Genomic DNA, 15,344 nt, shown 5'->3' on the forward strand with positions numbered 1-15,344 from the left:
GGCGTTCGGGGCGCGTCCGCCCGGTCACCGGCCGGGTCCGCCTCGTCGCGTCGGGGTTCCGGGTTCTCCTGCCGTGCGGGTTCCCCGCGTCCGCTGCTGTGCCCTGTCATGTCTCCTCGGCCTCCTCGTGCAGGTTCGCCGCCAGTTTGCGCAGGGCCGGAAGAGCGGCCTCCAGCGCGGCACGGTCGGCCGCGTCGAGGCGCGCCACCTGGGCGCGTACGAGCACCGCGCGCCGCTGCCGCCAGTCGCGCAACCGGGCATCGGCCGCCGGGGTGGACAGCAGCCGGGCGGCGCGCCGGTCGGCCGGGTCGGTCTCGCGGACCAGACAACCGTCCGCGACCAGCCGGTTGACCAGCGTCGAGACCGAATTGCCCGCCAGATACAGCTCCTTGGCCGCCTCCGACACACCGATGCCAGGCCGGTCGACGACCAGGCGCAGCAGATCGGCCTCGGCACCGCGCAGGCCCGGTCCGGCCGTGCCGCGGCGCAGCCGCCGTCTGATCAGCCGCCGCAAACCGGCCAGGGTGTCCGCCAGGGCTTCGGGGAAACTCTCCGACTCCGACTTCACGGTCCGAATTACCTCTGTGTCAGAGGTAATTCGGGAAAGGGAGGATCAAGAGACCGGGTCCGGCGGCGATACCCCAGGTGTGCACCTCGGTTCGGGGGGTAACCGTTGACCTGCTCACCGGCGTACCCCAGCGCCGGGTGGATCCCGACGGGTCAGTTCCCCTTGGAGGTAACCGTGCCGGCCGAAGAGGCTCCTGTGACCATCGACGCGACCTTGTACGGCGAGGGCATCGCCCTGGTCACCGTGGCCGGGGAACTGGATGTCGAGACAGCCCCCGAGCTGCACCACCGACTGGCCGACCAGATACGCGGGGGCCGGCGGCACCTGCTGCTCGACCTGTCCGCGGTCCCCTTCATGGACTCCTCCGGCATCAACGCCCTGCTCAAGGCCCACGACGCCGCCGGACGTGCGGGAGGCGGAGTGTGCCTCGTGTCCCCGGCGCCGGCCGTCCAGCGCGTTCTGGATCTCACGGGCGTCAGCCTCGCCATACCGTCGGTGGCCGATGTGGACGCCGCACTGGTCCACATCGGAGAAAGGACAGCGCGGCACTAGGCGGAGCGGGCCTCGACGGGGTCCGCCTCGTGGAGCTGTGCGGCCGCGGCCGCACAGAAGGCCGCCAGCCCCTCCACGAGCGCCTCCCGCCCGGCGGCCGGCATCTGCGCGAGGACGGCTTCCACGGCCCGCTCGCGCCGTGCGCGCAGTTCCGCGAGGAAGGTCCGGCCCTGGGGGCTCAGGAACAGGCGCAGCTCGCGGCGGCTGGTGGCACTCGGTGCCCGTTCGACGAACCCCACGGCCTGCAGCCGGTCGCAGAGTCTGCTGGTCGAGGGAGGTGTGGAGCCGAGCGCGTCGGCCAGGGTCCTCAGGTTGATGCCCTCTCCGTGTTCCAGGATGAACAGCACCCGCAACTGGGAGGCGGAGACCGGGGCCGTCGAGGCGCGGCCCCAGAGGATCTCCAGAAGCTCGGCGGCCTCCGCGGTCACGCGGGCCACCTCGCTGCGGCGCGGACGGGGGCCAGAGGAAGTCACCGTCCAACTCTCCCAGTCTTCTCGGGCACTGTCAGCCTGTCGGCGCGACACCAGGAACGAAAGGGTGGATACCGGCCTTCGAATCCCTTGGACTCCTTGAACTTCTCAAAGATTGGTCTGTGCGACATCGTGAACAGATTCGTGGCCGCAGAGCGTGCCCTGCGCACCGCGGCGCCCCATCAGCTGCTGGACGCGGTCCGTGACGTGCTGTGCGGTCACTACGCGGCCGATTCCGTCGAACTCTTCATGGCCGACTACGGGCTCACCGTGCTCCAGCCCGTCTCGGTGCTTCCCCACACCCTGGAACCCATTCCGGTGCACACCAGCCCCGAGGGCCGGGCCTTCGGCGCCCAGCAACCCTTCGTGGAGGAACACGGCGACGGGGGCGTACGAACACACCTCCCGGTGACGGTCCGCGGCGACCGGCTCGGCGTCCTGTCCGTCGTCCTGCCCTCCGCCGCCTGCGACGCGGACACGGTCGCCGAACTCGCCGACATCGCCGAGGTCCTCGGCCACGAGGTGCTCGTGGCCGAACGCGACACCGACCTGTACCTCCAGGCCCGCCGCAAGGACCGGCTGACCCTGGCCGCGGAGATGCAGTGGCAGCTCCTGCCCGGCCGCTCCTGCTCCCGGCCCGAGTACGAGCTCGGCGCCCAGCTGGAACCCGCCTACGCGATCTTCGGCGACAATTTCGACTGGTCGGCCGACGCCGAGCGGCTGTCCCTCTACGTGACGAACGGGATGGGCGAGGGTATCGAGGCGTCGCTGCTCACCAGTCTCGGCATCAACGCCCTGCGCAACGCGCGCCGGGCCGGCATCCCGCTCGCGGACCAGGCGGCGCTCGCCGATCAGGCGGTCCACGCCCAGTACCGCGGCGACCGCTATCTGTCCGTGCTCATGCTCGACTTCGAGCTGTCCACCGGCCGGATGCGCGTGATCGACGCGGGGTCGCCCCAGATGCTGCGGCTGCGCGGCCGGACCGTCGAACGCGTGGACTTCGAGGCCCAGTTGCCCCTCGGCATGTTCGAGGAGACCGACTACCTCGTGCAGGAGTTCCGGGTGGAACCCGGCGACCGGCTCCTCTTCGTGAGCGACGGCGTCCACGCCGTGGCCGGGCCGGGCGGCGAGAAGTACGGGCAGAAGGCCCTGGCCATGGCGATCAGCTCCACCCGGCTGCTGCCCGCGACGGAGGTGCCCCGCGCCGTCCTGCGGGAGCTGACCGGTCACCGGGGCAGGCCCGGCCCGGAGGACGACGCCCTTGTGGTGTGCCTCGACTGGCACGGCCCGGCGAGCGCCCGGCACGACGGAGCTCGATAGCCGACTCGGGCGGCCGCCCGAGAGGCCATGACCGGCTCAGGCGGCCGGACCGGGCGCCGACGGGGCCGGCCGGGCGCCGACGGGGCCGGCCGGGCGCCCGCCGGCCCGGCCGGAAGCGGCACTCGTCAGAACCTCACGACCGCGTGGACCGTCTTGCCGTCGGGGCGGGACAGCACGGTCAGCTCGGCGGACAGCCGGTGCACCAGCGGCCAGCCGAAGCCGCCCTGTCCTGTCAGGTCGAGGCGCTTCGGGCGCGGCGGCTCGGGGTCGTCGTCGGAGACCGCGATGCCCACCCCGTGGCCCATGTCCCTCAGGTCCAGGCTGCACAGCCGACCGCGCGCGTGGCGCACCACGTTCGTCACGAGCTCCGAGACCACGAGCGTGACGGCCTCGGCTGTCTCGCGCGGCACGGCGCGCGGCAGGCCGCCGAGGAACGTGCGGACCATCCGCCGGGCGTGCACGGCGGCCTGCGGATCCCGCTCGAGCCTCGCACCGAGATCGGGACCGAGATCGAGATCGCAGGACGGTTCGACGGTGGTCATGCCTTCGCCTCCCTTGCCGTACGTCCCGCCCGCGCGCCGCGCGGCGGCGCCCCTCCGCGCTGATCGAAGTGCCGGGCAGGCTGTCTCCCCTTGTTCCCGGACCTCCGGAGGCCATGTCACGGGTATCCCCGGCTTCACACCCCGTCCACAGGCGTCCCCTCCGAGACGGCGCCCGGAGGCCGGCCCACGGCGAAAGGTCTCGGGGACACGGGACTGCCGCGGCGGATCGGGGGCACTAGGCACGCGTCCCGGACGCCCACGGGCGGTTCGGCGACATCGCTCCCGTGTCGGCCGTCGGGGCCGGGCGACCCCGAGGCCGGCACGGTCGAGCGGCCGGGGTGGTGGCCCTCACCGGGCAGCGGCCGGCAGGGCCACCACCCCGGCACTTCTCCGCACCCGCCCGGGGCGACCGGACGGAACGCGGCACGGACTGTCGGAACGCGGCACGCACAACAGGAGACTGCGGATGTCCCAGACCATCGCTGCACGAGTCGAGGCGTACGGAACGGTGGCCCCGGCGGAGGCGCGTCGCCGCAAGCAGCGGTTCCGCAGACGCCTGGAACGGCTGATCGGCATCGCCGCCACCGAGGGAAATGAGCTGGTTCCCCTGCGCAACGGCGACCGGATCTTCGCCGCGATGCTCGACGCGGTGCGGTCCGCCGAGCACACCATCGACATGATGACCTTCGTCTACTGGCGCGGGCAGATAGCCCGTGACTTCGCCGCCGCGCTGGCCGACCGGGCGCGGGCGGGTGTCAGGGTGCGGCTCCTGCTGGACGGTTTCGGCGCGAAGCGGATCGAGGGGGACCTGCTACGGTCCATGACCGCGGCAGGTGTGCAGGTCGCGTGGTTCCGCAAGCCGCTGTGGCTCTCGCCCCTGAAGCAGAACCACCGCTGTCACCGCAAGGCGCTCGTCGTCGACGAGCACACCGCGTTCACCGGCGGCGTGGGTATCGCCGAGGAATGGTGCGGGGACGCCCGCGGTCCCTCCGAGTGGCGGGACACGCACGTCAAGGTGCGGGGGCCGGCCGTGGACGGCATCGCCGCCGCGTTCGCGCAGAACTGGGCGGAGTGCCACGACGAGCTCTTCGACGACCGGGACCGCTTCACCGGGCACGGTCAGCCGGGCACGGCGACGGTGCAGGTGGTGCGGGGCTCGGCCAGTTTCGGCTGGCAGGACATGCAGACCCTCATCCGGGTGATGCTCGGCTCCGCCGAGGAACGCTTCCGCCTCGCCACCGCCTACTTCGCTCCCGACACCTACTTCGTCGACCTGCTGTGCGTGACGGCGCGCCGCGGTGTCCGGGTGGAGATCCTGCTGCCCGGTCCGTACACCGACCAGCGGGCTTGTCAGCTCGCCGGCCAGAACCACTACGGCACGCTGCTGGCCGCCGGTGTCGAGATACGCCAGTACCAGCCGACCATGCTCCACACCAAGATCATGACAGTGGACGGGGTGGCTTCCCTGATCGGTTCCACCAACTTCAACCGCCGCTCGATGGAGCACGACGAGGAAGTCATGCTGGCCGTCCTCGACGAGGCCTTCACCGCGGCCCTCGACCGGGACTTCGACGAGGACCGGGAGAACGCCGTGGGCATCGATCCGACCCGCTGGCGGCGCAGGTCCCCGGTCCAGCGCGCCAAGGAGCTGGCCGTCGTACCCCTGCGCCGTTTCCTCTAGGAATTGTCGGACAAACCCTGGTCCGGCCGGGCCCGGACGGGATCGGTGAGGGGGTCAGCGGGGCCGCTCGCCGGTCTCGCAGACCTTGCGGGCGATCTCCCGGAGTTTGATGTTGTGGTCCTGGGAGGCCTTCTTCAGCACGGCGAAGGCGTCCTCCTCGCTGAGGCCGTGCCGCTCCATGAGGATGCCCATCGCCTCACCGATCTCGTGGCGGGTCTCCAGGGCATGGCCGAGCTGCTGGTGCGTACGGGCCGAGGACAGGGCGACCGCGGCGTGCGAGGCCAGGACCCAGCCGGCGCGCTGGGCCGACTCGTCGAACATGTTCGGACGGCGCGAGTACAGATTGAGAGCGCCGAGTTCGTCCTCGTCGGTGAAGAGCAGGAAGCCCATCATGCTGCCCATGCCCAGCTTTCTCAGTTCGGGCGCGAAGCGGGACCACTTCTCGTGCGGCCGGCCCAGGTCCTCGATGGCGTAGAGCTGCTCCCGTTCGGTCACCGCGTCGAAGCACGGGCCCTCCCGCAGGTCCTGCTGGATCCGGTCCGCCATGCGCACGACGTCATTGGTCGCGGCCAGGGCCCTGACCTCGCCGCGGCGGACCGTGAGGATGCCGCCCTCGTCGCAGCCGTTGATCAGCACCGTCGCGTGCTCCACGATCCGGTCCAAGGTCGCCTGCACCGAGTCCTGCGCCAGCAGGTCCCGTGCCATGTCCGCCAGGGCGACGGCAAACTTCTCCCAGACCTCGCCGGGCTCCTGCGTCATGGGTCATCCGATCATCCGTCGAAGCGAAACCAGCCTTCACCCGGGTTTCCATTGTGACACCCCGGTACACCCCCGCCCGTGGCGGTCGAGTGACGTCCGTTCGCCGGCCCGGGCGCGTCCCGCCGTACGGCGCGGCCTCCCCGTACGGCCGCTCCAGTATCCACGGGATCTTTGCACGACTCCCCTGTTTCATCCGGCGGATCAAGGGTGACCCGGGAAGGGACCGGATTCCGAAGAACGCGTTCGACTCGATCAGGAGGCTCGCATGGAGAACTGGCGCGAAGGCGCGTCCTGCCGCACCGTTGACCCCGATCTGTTCTTCCCCATCGGGAGCACCGGACCCGCGCTGCTCCAGATCCAGGAGGCGAAGGCGGTCTGCGCGGGCTGCCCGGTCCGTGAGGAGTGCCTGCGCTGGGCCCTGGACACGGGCCAGACCGTCGGAGTCTGGGGTGGTACGAGCGAGGCCGAACGGCGCGCGCTGGCGCGGCGCCGCTCCCGTGGGCGCTCCCGGAACACCTCCGCGTAGCGCGGGAGGGGCAGCACCGGGCCTCGCCACAGGGCCGGGTTCGGAGCAGACGACCGGGTCGCGGCGCAGCGAGAGACGTTCCGCCGACGAGATCCGAACGAAGGGCACGATGGAGATCGATCCGAGCCGGAACAGGAAGTCGTCGTACGGGGAACTGGGGACGTTCACCAGCGCGTTCGGCGGCGAGCTGCGCAACGTGTCCGACGCGCGGCTGGCCGCGGACGGCTATCTGCGGGCCCTCGCGCGAGCGACACCGCCCTCGGCGGCCGAGCACTGGGACGACATCCTGCTGGTGGTCACCGAACTCGCCGCGAACACGATCCAGTACGCTCCCGGCCCCTTCGAGCTCCAGATGCGTCCCACCATCGGCGGTGTGCACGTGACGCTCCACGACACCAGCACCACCCCGCCCGCGCCACGCCGCTTCCGCCCGTCCCAGGGCGGGGGCGGCATCGGCTGGCATCTCGTCCACGCGCTCTGCGACCAGGTGAGCGTGATCGTGCGGCCCGACGGCAAGGACGTCCACGCGTTCCTGCCCTGGTGACGGAACGGTACCCGCGCCGCGCACGCCGACGCGGAGGTGTCGTTCCGCGCGGCATGGGCACACGGTTGCGGTGAGGAAGCTGTTCCGTCGCACGATCGAGGTGGAGCGTTGAGTCAGGAGCCGGAGCCGTCCGAGCGTGAGCATGCGGTGTGGGACCGGGTGCGCCGCACCGCCACCGGGATGAACCATCACCGGGCGAAGGCGGCCCTCGACGACGCGAGGAAGGCGGCCGAGGAGAACCCGTCCGCCGGCGGGACGGCGCCCGACACACAGACGGAGTTGGACGAATGGGAGCGGATCACCGAGACCCTGGCCGACCACGCCGGGTCCTACGACCCCGCCACGGACCCCTTCGTCCAAGGCCAGCTCGCCGCCCGGTCCCATCACGCACAGGCACCGACACGACGTGGCTGAGCCATTCCTTCCCCGTTGTCAGTCCCGTACGGAACAATGCTGGTCAGCCAGAAGATCACCGCACCCGTGCCGTGTGATCCCGTCCGTCCGTCGAAAGGCCGCCCGCACATGACGCCGACCCCGCACCTCCGTGCCGCGAGCGCCGATCGGAGGCCGGTGACCATGGTGCGGCCGCTGCCCCGCACGCCCGCCCCGCTCGGCCCCGAAGGTGCCGAGATCCTGCGTCTGATCACCCAGCGCCGGTTCCCCGTCCGCCTCACCGTGCATGCCAACGGCCGCCGTCGGTACGGCTATTGGCTTCCCTTCGATCCGGCGACCGGGCGCGGCGGCTGCTATGTCGCCCTGCCCACCGACGAGTGCGACGCGCTGCACGCGGCGGGACGGATCACGCTCGGCGACCCGCTCGTCGACCCCGCGAAGACCACGTACGCGGTCCAGGCCCCGGCACGTACGACCGCCGTGGGCCGAGGCGAGGCGACCGGACGGGGTGAGGGAACGGGGCGGAGTGAGGGAACAGGACGGAACGAAGCGACCGGTCGGAGCGAGGGGATGGCCGCGAGCGGCTTCCGGCATGCTCTGACGGCCTGACTCCCTGCCGCACGCCCTGGCACCGGACTCCCTGCCGTCATGCCCTGACACCCGACTCCCGGCCGGTACGCCCCGCCGGTACGCCCTGACGTCCCGACTCCCCGCTCCGGCCCTCGGACGGCACGTGGACGGCACGCGGACGGCACGTGGACGGCACGCGGACGGCACGTGGACGGCACGCGGACGGCACGTGGAGGGGATGCGGACGACACGCAGAGGGCATGCGGACGCCATCCGAACGACGGCCGACCGACGGGTCCCACCCGTACCACTGGCACTTACTCTGCAGTAATATCCGCGGGCAGGCCCCCCGAGGAGGAACCGTGCCACGGCCCGAACGATCACCCTTGCTGCTCGCAGGCCTTCTGGCCACCGCGGGCGTCGCCCACTTCGCCGCACCACGGCAGTTCGACGCCATCATCCCGCGCGCTCTCCCGGGAGCGCCCAGGACCTGGACGTACGTGAGCGGCGCCGCCGAACTCGCCCTGGCGGCAGGGGTGGCACTCCCCCGGACGCGCAGGGTCGCCGCGCTCGCCACCGCCGCGTTCTTCGTCGGGGTCCTCCCCGCCAACGTCAAGATGGCCGCGGACTGGCGCGACCGCCCCGCGCCCCTCAGGGCGGCGGCCCTGGCACGGCTCCCGCTCCAGGTGCCGCTCGTACTGTGGGCGCGCCAAGTCGCCCGGTCCGGAAAGGGACAGTCATGACATCTCAGGTGAACGTGGGCGACAAGGTCGAGGACTTCGCGCTGCCGGACGAGACCGGGGCGACGCGGAGCCTGTCCGAGCTGCTGGCCGAGGGGCCGGTGGTGCTCTTCTTCTATCCCGCGGCCCTCACCTCCGGCTGCACCGCCGAGGCCTGCCACTTCCGCGATCTGGCCACCGAGTTCACGGCCGCCGGCGCGCGGCCGGTCGGGATCAGCGGTGACGCGGTCGACCGGCAGCAGGAGTTCGCCGACCGTCACACGCTCGGCTTCCCGCTGCTGTCCGACGTCGACGGAGCCGTGCGGGAGCGGTTCGGGGTGAAGCGGGGCTTCTCGCTCGCCCCCACCAAGCGGGTCACCTTCGTCATCGCGAAGGACCGCACCGTCCTGGAGGTGGTCCGCAGCGAACTGCGCATGAGCGCCCACGCCGACCGCGCTCTGGCCGCGCTGCGCGAGCACAAGGGCTGAGAGGTCCCGGGGCGCCTCGCGCACGGCCCCTGTACGGAGTGAACGGGCCCCACCCCTATGCGGATGGAGGGCGGGCCCCGTTCACTGTGCCCCATTCTCGGTACGGCCCGTGTCCGCCGACAGGGAGTGCGACCCGGTGACGTGGGGGACACCGGACACACCCCGTGCGCGCCGCGCGCCTCCCGTGTGCGCCCGCGCGCGAACGCCCGCCCTGCCTTGCCCAAGCGCCCGCCCTGCCCGAGCGAGGCCCGCCGCCCCCGCGCACCGCCGTCCCCCGACCGGCACCCTGCAGCCGGCACCGCTCGCGAGGCGGCCTGTCCCGTTGCCGGCCGAACGGCCATCCTGGAGCCGAAGAGCCGGACACACGAACCACGGAGGCCCCATGACGGACCAGGTCACATCCCTCGAAGTGAGGCCGGCGGCGGGACACATCGGCGCCGAGATCACGGGAGTCGACCTGGCGGAACCGCTGACGGACGAGGTCGTGGCCGCGATCCGGGCGGCGGTGCTGCGCTGGAAGGTCCTGTTCTTCCGCGGCCAGCGGCTCGATCACGCCGCGCACGTCGCCTTCGCGCGCCGCTTCGGAACTCCGGTCCGTCTCCGCTCCCGGGGCAGCGCGTCGCCCGTGGAGTTCCCCGAGATCGAGACGACGGCCGACCGTCTCGAACTGGGCGGGCGCTACGGCATGGACCACGAGGAATGGCTGCGCAGGCGCCGTCACTCGCTGCTGCGCGGGTGGCACTGCGACCACGGCGCCCGGGTCGATCCGCCGGCCGCGACGATTCTGCGCGCCGACACCGTGCCCCCGTACGGCGGCGACACGACCTGGTCGAACCTGGCCGTCGCCTACGCGGGCCTCTCCGCTCCCGTGCGCGCCTTCGTCGACACCCTGCGCGCCGAGCACCGGCTCGGGGTCGGGTACCAGAGCCGGGCGGGCGACGACGCGTACGTCCGTCATCTCCTGGACCGTCAGATCGCCACCGACCACCCGCTGGTGCGGGCGCACCCGGAGACGGGTGAGCGGGTGCTGTTCGTCAACGGCTACTACATCGAGCAGATCCTGGGGGTGTCCCGGCCGGAGAGCCGGGCGCTGCTGGAGATGCTGCTGGAGCAGGCGACCCGGCCCGAGTACACGGTCCGCTTCCGGTGGGAGGCGGGCAGCGTCGCCTTCTGGGACAACCGGGCCACCATCCATCTGGCACCGAGCGACACCGCCCACCTCGACCACCCGCGGGTCATGCACCGGGTGATGCTGGCCGGTGATGTCCCGAGGGGGGTGGACGGTGAGCCGTCGGCGCCGATCGTGGGCAGCGAGCCCGGCCGCTGGTGAGCGCGGGCCGCGGGCCGGGGGCGGGACACAGCCGTCAGAAGACGCCCTGCCCGGGGACCAGGATCCCTCGCGGGTCGTACGTGTGCCGGGCGGTGGCCAGCCGTCGGTAGGCGGGGCCGAAGTGCTCGCGCCAGTCGGCCGCGTCGAAGGGGACCGAGCCGACCGGGTAGTGGGTGCCGCCCGCCGCGTGGACGGTGTCGTAGGCGGCCCGGTTGGCCGCGAGGAGACGGTCGACGGTCACGGTGTCCTCGGGCGGCGTCGTGCGCAGGACGGCCAGCAGATAGGACACCGGGTCGTCGGGAGTGCGCAGCAGCGGGGTGTGCAGGTTCTCGCGCAGCACCGGGTACAGGAGGACGACGCCGGGCCCGAGGTCGGCCGGGGTGAGGTCCGCCAGCAGGGATTCCACCAGTGCCGCCGTCGAACGGCCCGGCAGCAGCAGGTTCAGCCAGGGGTGGGCGAAGGCCCACAGGCCCGCTTCCTTGAGGGCGGCGACGGAGGGCGCGAGCCGGTCGAGGAAGTCGTAGTAGCCGAGGTCGCTCGTCTGCACGCCCGCGGGGTCGTGCCGCAGTCCGCGCAGCAGCGTGGTGTCGTCGGGGGCGGGACCGGCGGGCGGCCCGTAGGCGACGGCTTCGAGGACGTAGCCGTTGAACGCCCCGGCGGCGTCGGCGGTCACCTGGCCCTCGACGTAGGCGAAACGGCCCTCTTCGACGAGCAGCCGCTGGTCGTCGAGGAACGTGCGCAGGTCGCCGTACGTGAGGAGGTAGTGGCGTACGGTCTCGGGCGCGGGGACCAGGCGCAGCGTGGCGCCGACGATGATCGCGCACTGGCCGAGTCCGGCGAGCACGGCGTGGAACAGATCGCGGTGGCGGGTCGGGGAGCAGCGGACGAGGTCACCGGCGCCGGTGACGACCTGGAGTTCCGTCACGTTGTCGACCTGGGCGCCCTGCTGGTGGGTCTGGCCTCCGATGCCGCCGACCGAGAGGGTTCCACCGACGGAGAGTTCGAGGTAGTCGGTGAAGGTGGGCGGGGTGAGTCCGTGGGCCAGGGTGGCGTGGGCGACCTGGCTCCATCTGGCGCCCGCGCCGACGGTGACCGTCGTGCTGCCCGGCCCGACGGGACCGATGGAGGCGAGCGGCGCGGTCTCGATGACCAGGCCGCCGTCGACCTGTGCCTGCCCCTGTGTGGCGTGGCCCTGGCCGCGCGGTGCGACGGACACACCGTGCTCGTTGCAGAAGCGGACCATCGCGACGACGTCGCGCACCGAGCCCGGTCGCAGCACAGCGGCCGGACGCCGGTGGACGATGTGTCCGTAGTCGTCGGCGTCCGCCGTGAGCGAGGCGTCGTCGGTGTGCACGCTCCCGTCCAGCGGCGGAAGGCCGGCGAGCGGCCGACGGCCGGTGCCGGTCGTGGTGGCCGCCCAGCTCCGGGTGAAGGGATCGAACCCGACGACCGCGGCGCCGGCGGCGGCGAGGCCCTGAAGTGCGGTACGTCGCGAGGGTGTCCGGGGCATGCGCTCCTCCAGGGGCGGCCGCGTCGAGATCAACTGGGGCAGAGTGTAAGGGACTTGAGAGCCCTTGGGGCCGGTTGATCCGAACGGGGTCACTGGTGCGCCGGCCCGGGTCCGGCCTCGTCCGGGCGCGAGCCGACGGTCGGCCGTCGATGCCCCGCCTGCCCGGTGCCGGGCGAAACGGCAGCGTCCGCCGCCCCGGGAGGGGCGGCGGACGCGGTGGACGAAGGGCCGGGGACGGTCAGCTGGCCGCCGAGGAGCCCTTCGGCTCGTCGCCCTCGACGTCGACCGGCGTGCGGCTGTATCCCTGGAGCTCGAGCGGGCTGTTCGCCTTCGCGGCGCCGCCCTCGGCGTTCTGCCCGCCCAGGTTCTGGCGGACCGAGTCGAGGATGGTCAGACCCTGGGCGACCAGGCCGGCCGCTATCTCGCCGAGACCGTCGGCGCCGTTGAGGACGTTGACGTTGGCGCCCGCGAGACCGCCGGCCGCCTCCTTGACGATCAGGGGCAGCTGGTCGATCAGCATCCGGTCGAGCGCGACCCGGTCGTGCGAGGCGGCCGCCTCGGCCTGGATCTTCATGCGCTCGGCATCGGCGATGGCGAGCACCTTGATCCGCTCGGCCTCCGCCTCGGCCGGCTTGACGACCTCGGCGACGAGCTGCTGCTGACGCAACAGGGCGGCGCGCTGGGCGAGTTCGGTCTGCGCCGCGAGGACCTCCTGCTGGGCGTGGGCCTGGGCGAGCGGGCCCGCCTGGGCGGCCATCGCCTGTGCCCGGTCCACCTCGGCCGAGTACTCCGCCTGGACGATGGCCGTCTGCCGGGCGTACTCGGCCTGGTTGCGAGCCGCCACCTGCTGCGCCTCGACGGACGCCTGCGTGGCCTGCGCCTGGGCGATCTGGGCCTGACGCTGGATGGCCGCCTTGTGCGGCGCGGACATCGCGTCGATGTAGCCGGTGTCGCCGTCGTCGATCGACTGGATCTGGAGCGAGTCGACGATCAGGCCGATCTTCGCCATCTCCAGCTTCGAGGTGTCGAGGACCTCGGCGGCGAGCTTCTGCCGCTCGGTGACGATCTCCTCGACCGTCATCGAACCGATGATGGAACGCAGATGGCCCGCGAAGATCCGGCCCGTCAGGACCGACATCTGGTCCTGGTCGGACAGGAACCGCTGCCCCGCGTTGATGATGCTCTCGGTGTCGTTGCCCACCTTGAAAGCGATCACGGCGCGGACGTGCAGCGAGATGCCCTGCTTCGTGACACAGGTCTCGGTGACCTCCGCCTCGCACATGGACAGCGTCAGGAAACGGGTCTTACGGAAGACGGGAAGCACGAATTTTCCGTGCCCCGTCACCACTCGGAACGGCGCGCCCCCCAGTCCCCGCCTGCCACCCGAGATCAACATCGCCTCATCGGGAGCGGGTACGCGATAACCGAACATGCTTCTCCTTCTCAACCGGCGCCGACGGCGTCGCCGTCCAGCGCGTCCAGCGGATCGGCCCACTCGATGACGTCGACCGTGCGACATCCCCTGGACTCGATCACCAGCGCGGTCGCCCCTTTCGGCAGGGGCTCCCGGGACCAGGCGAGGAAGGTCTCGGATCCGCCTCTCACACGCACCAGGATCTCGCCGGGACCAGCGGATCCCCGGGTGCCGATGAGCAGTTCCCCCGTGCAGCCGATCACGGCTTCGTCCTTCACCACAGCCGGCCACCCCCCATCACTCTGAATCTGCCTCTGACCTTAGCCCCAGCCCCCTCGGGGCGCGTACGCCCCCCGTCGGCCGGCAGCCGCTCGGAGCGGTACGCGCCCGGGCTCAGGAGAAGTGTGGGCTCAACTCCTGGTGAAGCGGTAGGTCTTGCTGTCGGTCAGCACACAGAAGCCCGGGGACACCACGATCACGCGCAGGGTGGCGCTGCGCCGGTCGTAGTCGATGCCCTCCGCCTCGAAGGTGCCCGAGCAGGAGCTGCGCAGCGGGAGCTGGCGCAGCGCGGTGACGTGTCCGGAGACGTCGGCCGAGCCGTTGGGCTCGCCGGACAGGTCGATCTGGAGGAGCGGCTTGGTCATCCCGAAGAGCGTGCCGGCGGGGTCGTCGGACGAGCAGAGCAGCCGGGTCGCGGTGACGAAGTCGCAGCCCTGTACGTCGCGCACGGCGTGGTCGAGGGTGACGGTGGATGCCTGCGGAAGGTCGGCCGAGGGCGAAGTGGCCGGGTTGACGCCGGGGGTCGGGAACACCAGGAGCCGGTTCATCGTGCCGTACTCGCCGGACACCATCCACGTACCGCTCGGCGCGATGCTGACGAACGAGTTGTTCAGCGCCTCTCCGGCGCTCAGCTTGTGGACGTACTCCGACCAGGCGCCGCCCGGTGCCTGCACGCGGAACATCTTCGCGCTGCCGGAGTCGCTCTGGTACGGCTCCACGTAGTAGCCGTTGTACGAGGCGTCCGGGTCGCCCACGTGGTTCCAGCCCCGGCTGCTCACGCTCGTGGGGACAGTGCCGATGCCCGTGTAGCGGTTGGGGCTGCCGGCCGGGACCTCGGCGGAGGTCAGGCCCTGGCTCTCGGTCAGCGGGTCGGCGCGGTCCGAACCCACCTCGTTCCAGGTGTCGGCGGCCGAGGCCGGCGCTCCGGTGGCCACGGAGAGGACGGCGGCGGTGGTGAGGGTGACGAGCCCGGCCAGGACCGCGTGACAACGTCGCCGTGCGGGCATGCGCATGAAAGGTGCTCCTCGATGGGGGGTGTCCGGTCGGCGCACAGTCTGGCCCGCCATGATGGTCATGTACAGACCAATCCTCGCCCGACACCGAACCCCGCCACCGCCGACACGCCCCCGCCGTCCCCCCGTCACCTCCCGCCCTCTCCCGTCGGCCGTCACGTCGCCGCCGGCATCGAGCTCGGCCTCGCCGCCCGCGGGGTCGGCCGAACCGCCGACGACCGCGCCGGCACGGTCCCACACCCCGAACGCGGCCGAGCCCGGCGGCTCACTCGGGAGGATGAGTGTGCCGCCGGGCTCGGAGAGGCCGCGGGGTCCGGGCAGTGACCGCCCGGACCCCGCGGACCGTCAGCCGTTCGTGCAGCTGTTCGCGGCCGCCGGGTTCAGCAGCGCCGCCACGTTGACCGTGGTGCCGCAGAGGTTGACCGGGATCTCGACCGGGATCTGGATGACGTTGCCGGACAGGACTCCGGGACTGTTCGCGGCGGCACCGACCACCGGCACGGGGTCGGCGGCGGCGGTCCCGGCGGTGGCCAGCAGGGCCACGCTGGCAAGTCCGGCGGCGGCCATCAGACGAATACGCATTCCAAGCTCCGTTCATTCGCAGTGGTGCGAGCTCCTCCACCATCACCTCCGCGAACACTTGTCGACATTCCAGAGCAGCCGAAC

Annotated in this window: 19 protein-coding genes; 10 read left to right on the forward strand and 9 right to left on the reverse strand. The window is 71.9% G+C overall.

Annotated elements, in window-relative coordinates; all coding sequences use genetic code 11:
- Positions 1 to 106 precede the first annotated feature (106 nt).
- Positions 107 to 568: a MarR family winged helix-turn-helix transcriptional regulator gene (locus OG410_RS03785; protein ID WP_443063706.1), complete on the reverse strand. Its 462-nt coding sequence runs from the start codon at positions 566 to 568 to the stop codon at positions 107 to 109.
- 195 nt (positions 569 to 763) lie between these two features.
- Between OG410_RS03785 and OG410_RS03790 the strand changes: the two genes are divergently transcribed.
- Complete coding sequence (locus tag OG410_RS03790; protein WP_329297788.1) at positions 764 to 1,120, forward strand: STAS domain-containing protein; 357 nt, start codon at positions 764 to 766, stop codon at positions 1,118 to 1,120.
- Here OG410_RS03790 and OG410_RS03795 read toward each other — a convergent pair.
- Positions 1,117 to 1,593, reverse strand: coding sequence for a MarR family winged helix-turn-helix transcriptional regulator (locus OG410_RS03795; protein ID WP_329297789.1), 477 nt, complete (start codon positions 1,591 to 1,593; stop codon positions 1,117 to 1,119). The two genes, OG410_RS03790 and OG410_RS03795, sit on opposite strands and share 4 nt — an antisense overlap.
- 129 nt (positions 1,594 to 1,722) lie before the next feature.
- Here OG410_RS03795 and OG410_RS03800 point away from each other — a divergent pair, with 129 nt between their 5' ends.
- Positions 1,723 to 2,910 (forward strand): PP2C family protein-serine/threonine phosphatase, encoded by a 1,188-nt coding sequence (locus tag OG410_RS03800; RefSeq protein ID WP_329297790.1) that lies wholly within the window; start codon positions 1,723 to 1,725, stop codon positions 2,908 to 2,910.
- Positions 2,911 to 3,035: 125 nt separating this feature from the next.
- Here the strand turns inward: OG410_RS03800 and OG410_RS03805 are convergent, their stop codons facing one another.
- Complete coding sequence (locus tag OG410_RS03805; RefSeq protein WP_329297791.1) at positions 3,036 to 3,452, reverse strand: ATP-binding protein; 417 nt, start codon at positions 3,450 to 3,452, stop codon at positions 3,036 to 3,038.
- A 466-nt stretch (positions 3,453 to 3,918) separates the two neighbouring features.
- Here OG410_RS03805 and OG410_RS03810 point away from each other — a divergent pair, with 466 nt between their 5' ends.
- Positions 3,919 to 5,133 carry a phospholipase D-like domain-containing protein gene (locus tag OG410_RS03810; RefSeq protein ID WP_329297792.1) on the forward strand — a complete coding sequence of 405 codons (1,215 nt, stop codon included), beginning with the start codon at positions 3,919 to 3,921 and terminating at the stop codon, positions 5,131 to 5,133.
- A gap of 54 nt (positions 5,134 to 5,187) precedes the next feature.
- On the opposite strand, the gene OG410_RS03815 is transcribed toward OG410_RS03810, so the two are convergent.
- Complete coding sequence (locus tag OG410_RS03815; RefSeq protein WP_329297793.1) at positions 5,188 to 5,892, reverse strand: GAF and ANTAR domain-containing protein; 705 nt, start codon at positions 5,890 to 5,892, stop codon at positions 5,188 to 5,190.
- Positions 5,893 to 6,157: 265 nt separating this feature from the next.
- Here OG410_RS03815 and OG410_RS03820 point away from each other — a divergent pair, with 265 nt between their 5' ends.
- From OG410_RS03820 to OG410_RS03850, 7 genes are all read left to right on the forward strand, one after another.
- A complete protein-coding gene (locus OG410_RS03820; protein WP_326789774.1) occupies positions 6,158 to 6,418 on the forward strand; it encodes a WhiB family transcriptional regulator in 261 nt (86 codons plus the stop codon).
- Positions 6,419 to 6,527: 109 nt separating this feature from the next.
- Positions 6,528 to 6,962 carry an ATP-binding protein gene (locus tag OG410_RS03825; protein ID WP_329297794.1) on the forward strand — a complete coding sequence of 145 codons (435 nt, stop codon included), beginning with the start codon at positions 6,528 to 6,530 and terminating at the stop codon, positions 6,960 to 6,962.
- Positions 6,963 to 7,070: 108 nt separating this feature from the next.
- Positions 7,071 to 7,376, forward strand: a complete 306-nt coding sequence (locus tag OG410_RS03830) for a hypothetical protein (RefSeq protein ID WP_329297795.1) — start codon at positions 7,071 to 7,073, stop codon at positions 7,374 to 7,376.
- Positions 7,377 to 7,484: 108 nt separating this feature from the next.
- A complete protein-coding gene (locus tag OG410_RS03835) occupies positions 7,485 to 7,964 on the forward strand; it encodes a cell envelope biogenesis protein OmpA (RefSeq protein WP_329297796.1) in 480 nt (159 codons plus the stop codon).
- A gap of 323 nt (positions 7,965 to 8,287) precedes the next feature.
- Positions 8,288 to 8,668: a DoxX family protein gene (locus tag OG410_RS03840; RefSeq protein ID WP_329297797.1), complete on the forward strand. Its 381-nt coding sequence runs from the start codon at positions 8,288 to 8,290 to the stop codon at positions 8,666 to 8,668.
- Positions 8,665 to 9,132, forward strand: a complete 468-nt coding sequence (locus OG410_RS03845) for a peroxiredoxin (protein WP_329297798.1) — start codon at positions 8,665 to 8,667, stop codon at positions 9,130 to 9,132. The genes OG410_RS03840 and OG410_RS03845 overlap by 4 nt, the downstream gene beginning before the upstream one ends.
- 382 nt (positions 9,133 to 9,514) lie before the next feature.
- A complete protein-coding gene (locus tag OG410_RS03850; RefSeq protein ID WP_329297799.1) occupies positions 9,515 to 10,462 on the forward strand; it encodes a TauD/TfdA dioxygenase family protein in 948 nt (315 codons plus the stop codon).
- 34 nt (positions 10,463 to 10,496) lie between these two features.
- Here OG410_RS03850 and OG410_RS03855 read toward each other — a convergent pair whose 3' ends face one another.
- The 5 genes from OG410_RS03855 to OG410_RS03875 all read right to left on the reverse strand — a co-directional run bounded on the left by OG410_RS03855 (position 10,497) and on the right by OG410_RS03875 (position 15,260).
- On the reverse strand, positions 10,497 to 11,972 hold the full coding sequence (locus OG410_RS03855) for an FAD-binding protein (RefSeq protein WP_329297800.1): 1,476 nt from the start codon (positions 11,970 to 11,972) through the stop codon (positions 10,497 to 10,499).
- 238 nt (positions 11,973 to 12,210) lie between these two features.
- Positions 12,211 to 13,404, reverse strand: coding sequence for an SPFH domain-containing protein (locus OG410_RS03860; protein ID WP_329297801.1), 1,194 nt, complete (start codon positions 13,402 to 13,404; stop codon positions 12,211 to 12,213).
- An 11-nt stretch (positions 13,405 to 13,415) separates the two neighbouring features.
- Entirely contained in the window at positions 13,416 to 13,667 is a 252-nt protein-coding gene (locus tag OG410_RS03865) for a hypothetical protein (protein WP_329297802.1), read from the reverse strand.
- 129 nt (positions 13,668 to 13,796) lie between these two features.
- Positions 13,797 to 14,678, reverse strand: coding sequence for a hypothetical protein (locus OG410_RS03870; protein ID WP_329297803.1), 882 nt, complete (start codon positions 14,676 to 14,678; stop codon positions 13,797 to 13,799).
- Positions 14,679 to 15,023: 345 nt separating this feature from the next.
- On the reverse strand, positions 15,024 to 15,260 hold the full coding sequence (locus tag OG410_RS03875) for a chaplin (protein ID WP_329297804.1): 237 nt from the start codon (positions 15,258 to 15,260) through the stop codon (positions 15,024 to 15,026).
- Between the last annotated feature and the right edge of the window lie 84 nt (positions 15,261 to 15,344).

Origin of the sequence: Streptomyces sp. NBC_00659 (genome assembly GCF_036226925.1) — a bacterium.
Classification (GTDB): domain Bacteria; phylum Actinomycetota; class Actinomycetes; order Streptomycetales; family Streptomycetaceae; genus Streptomyces.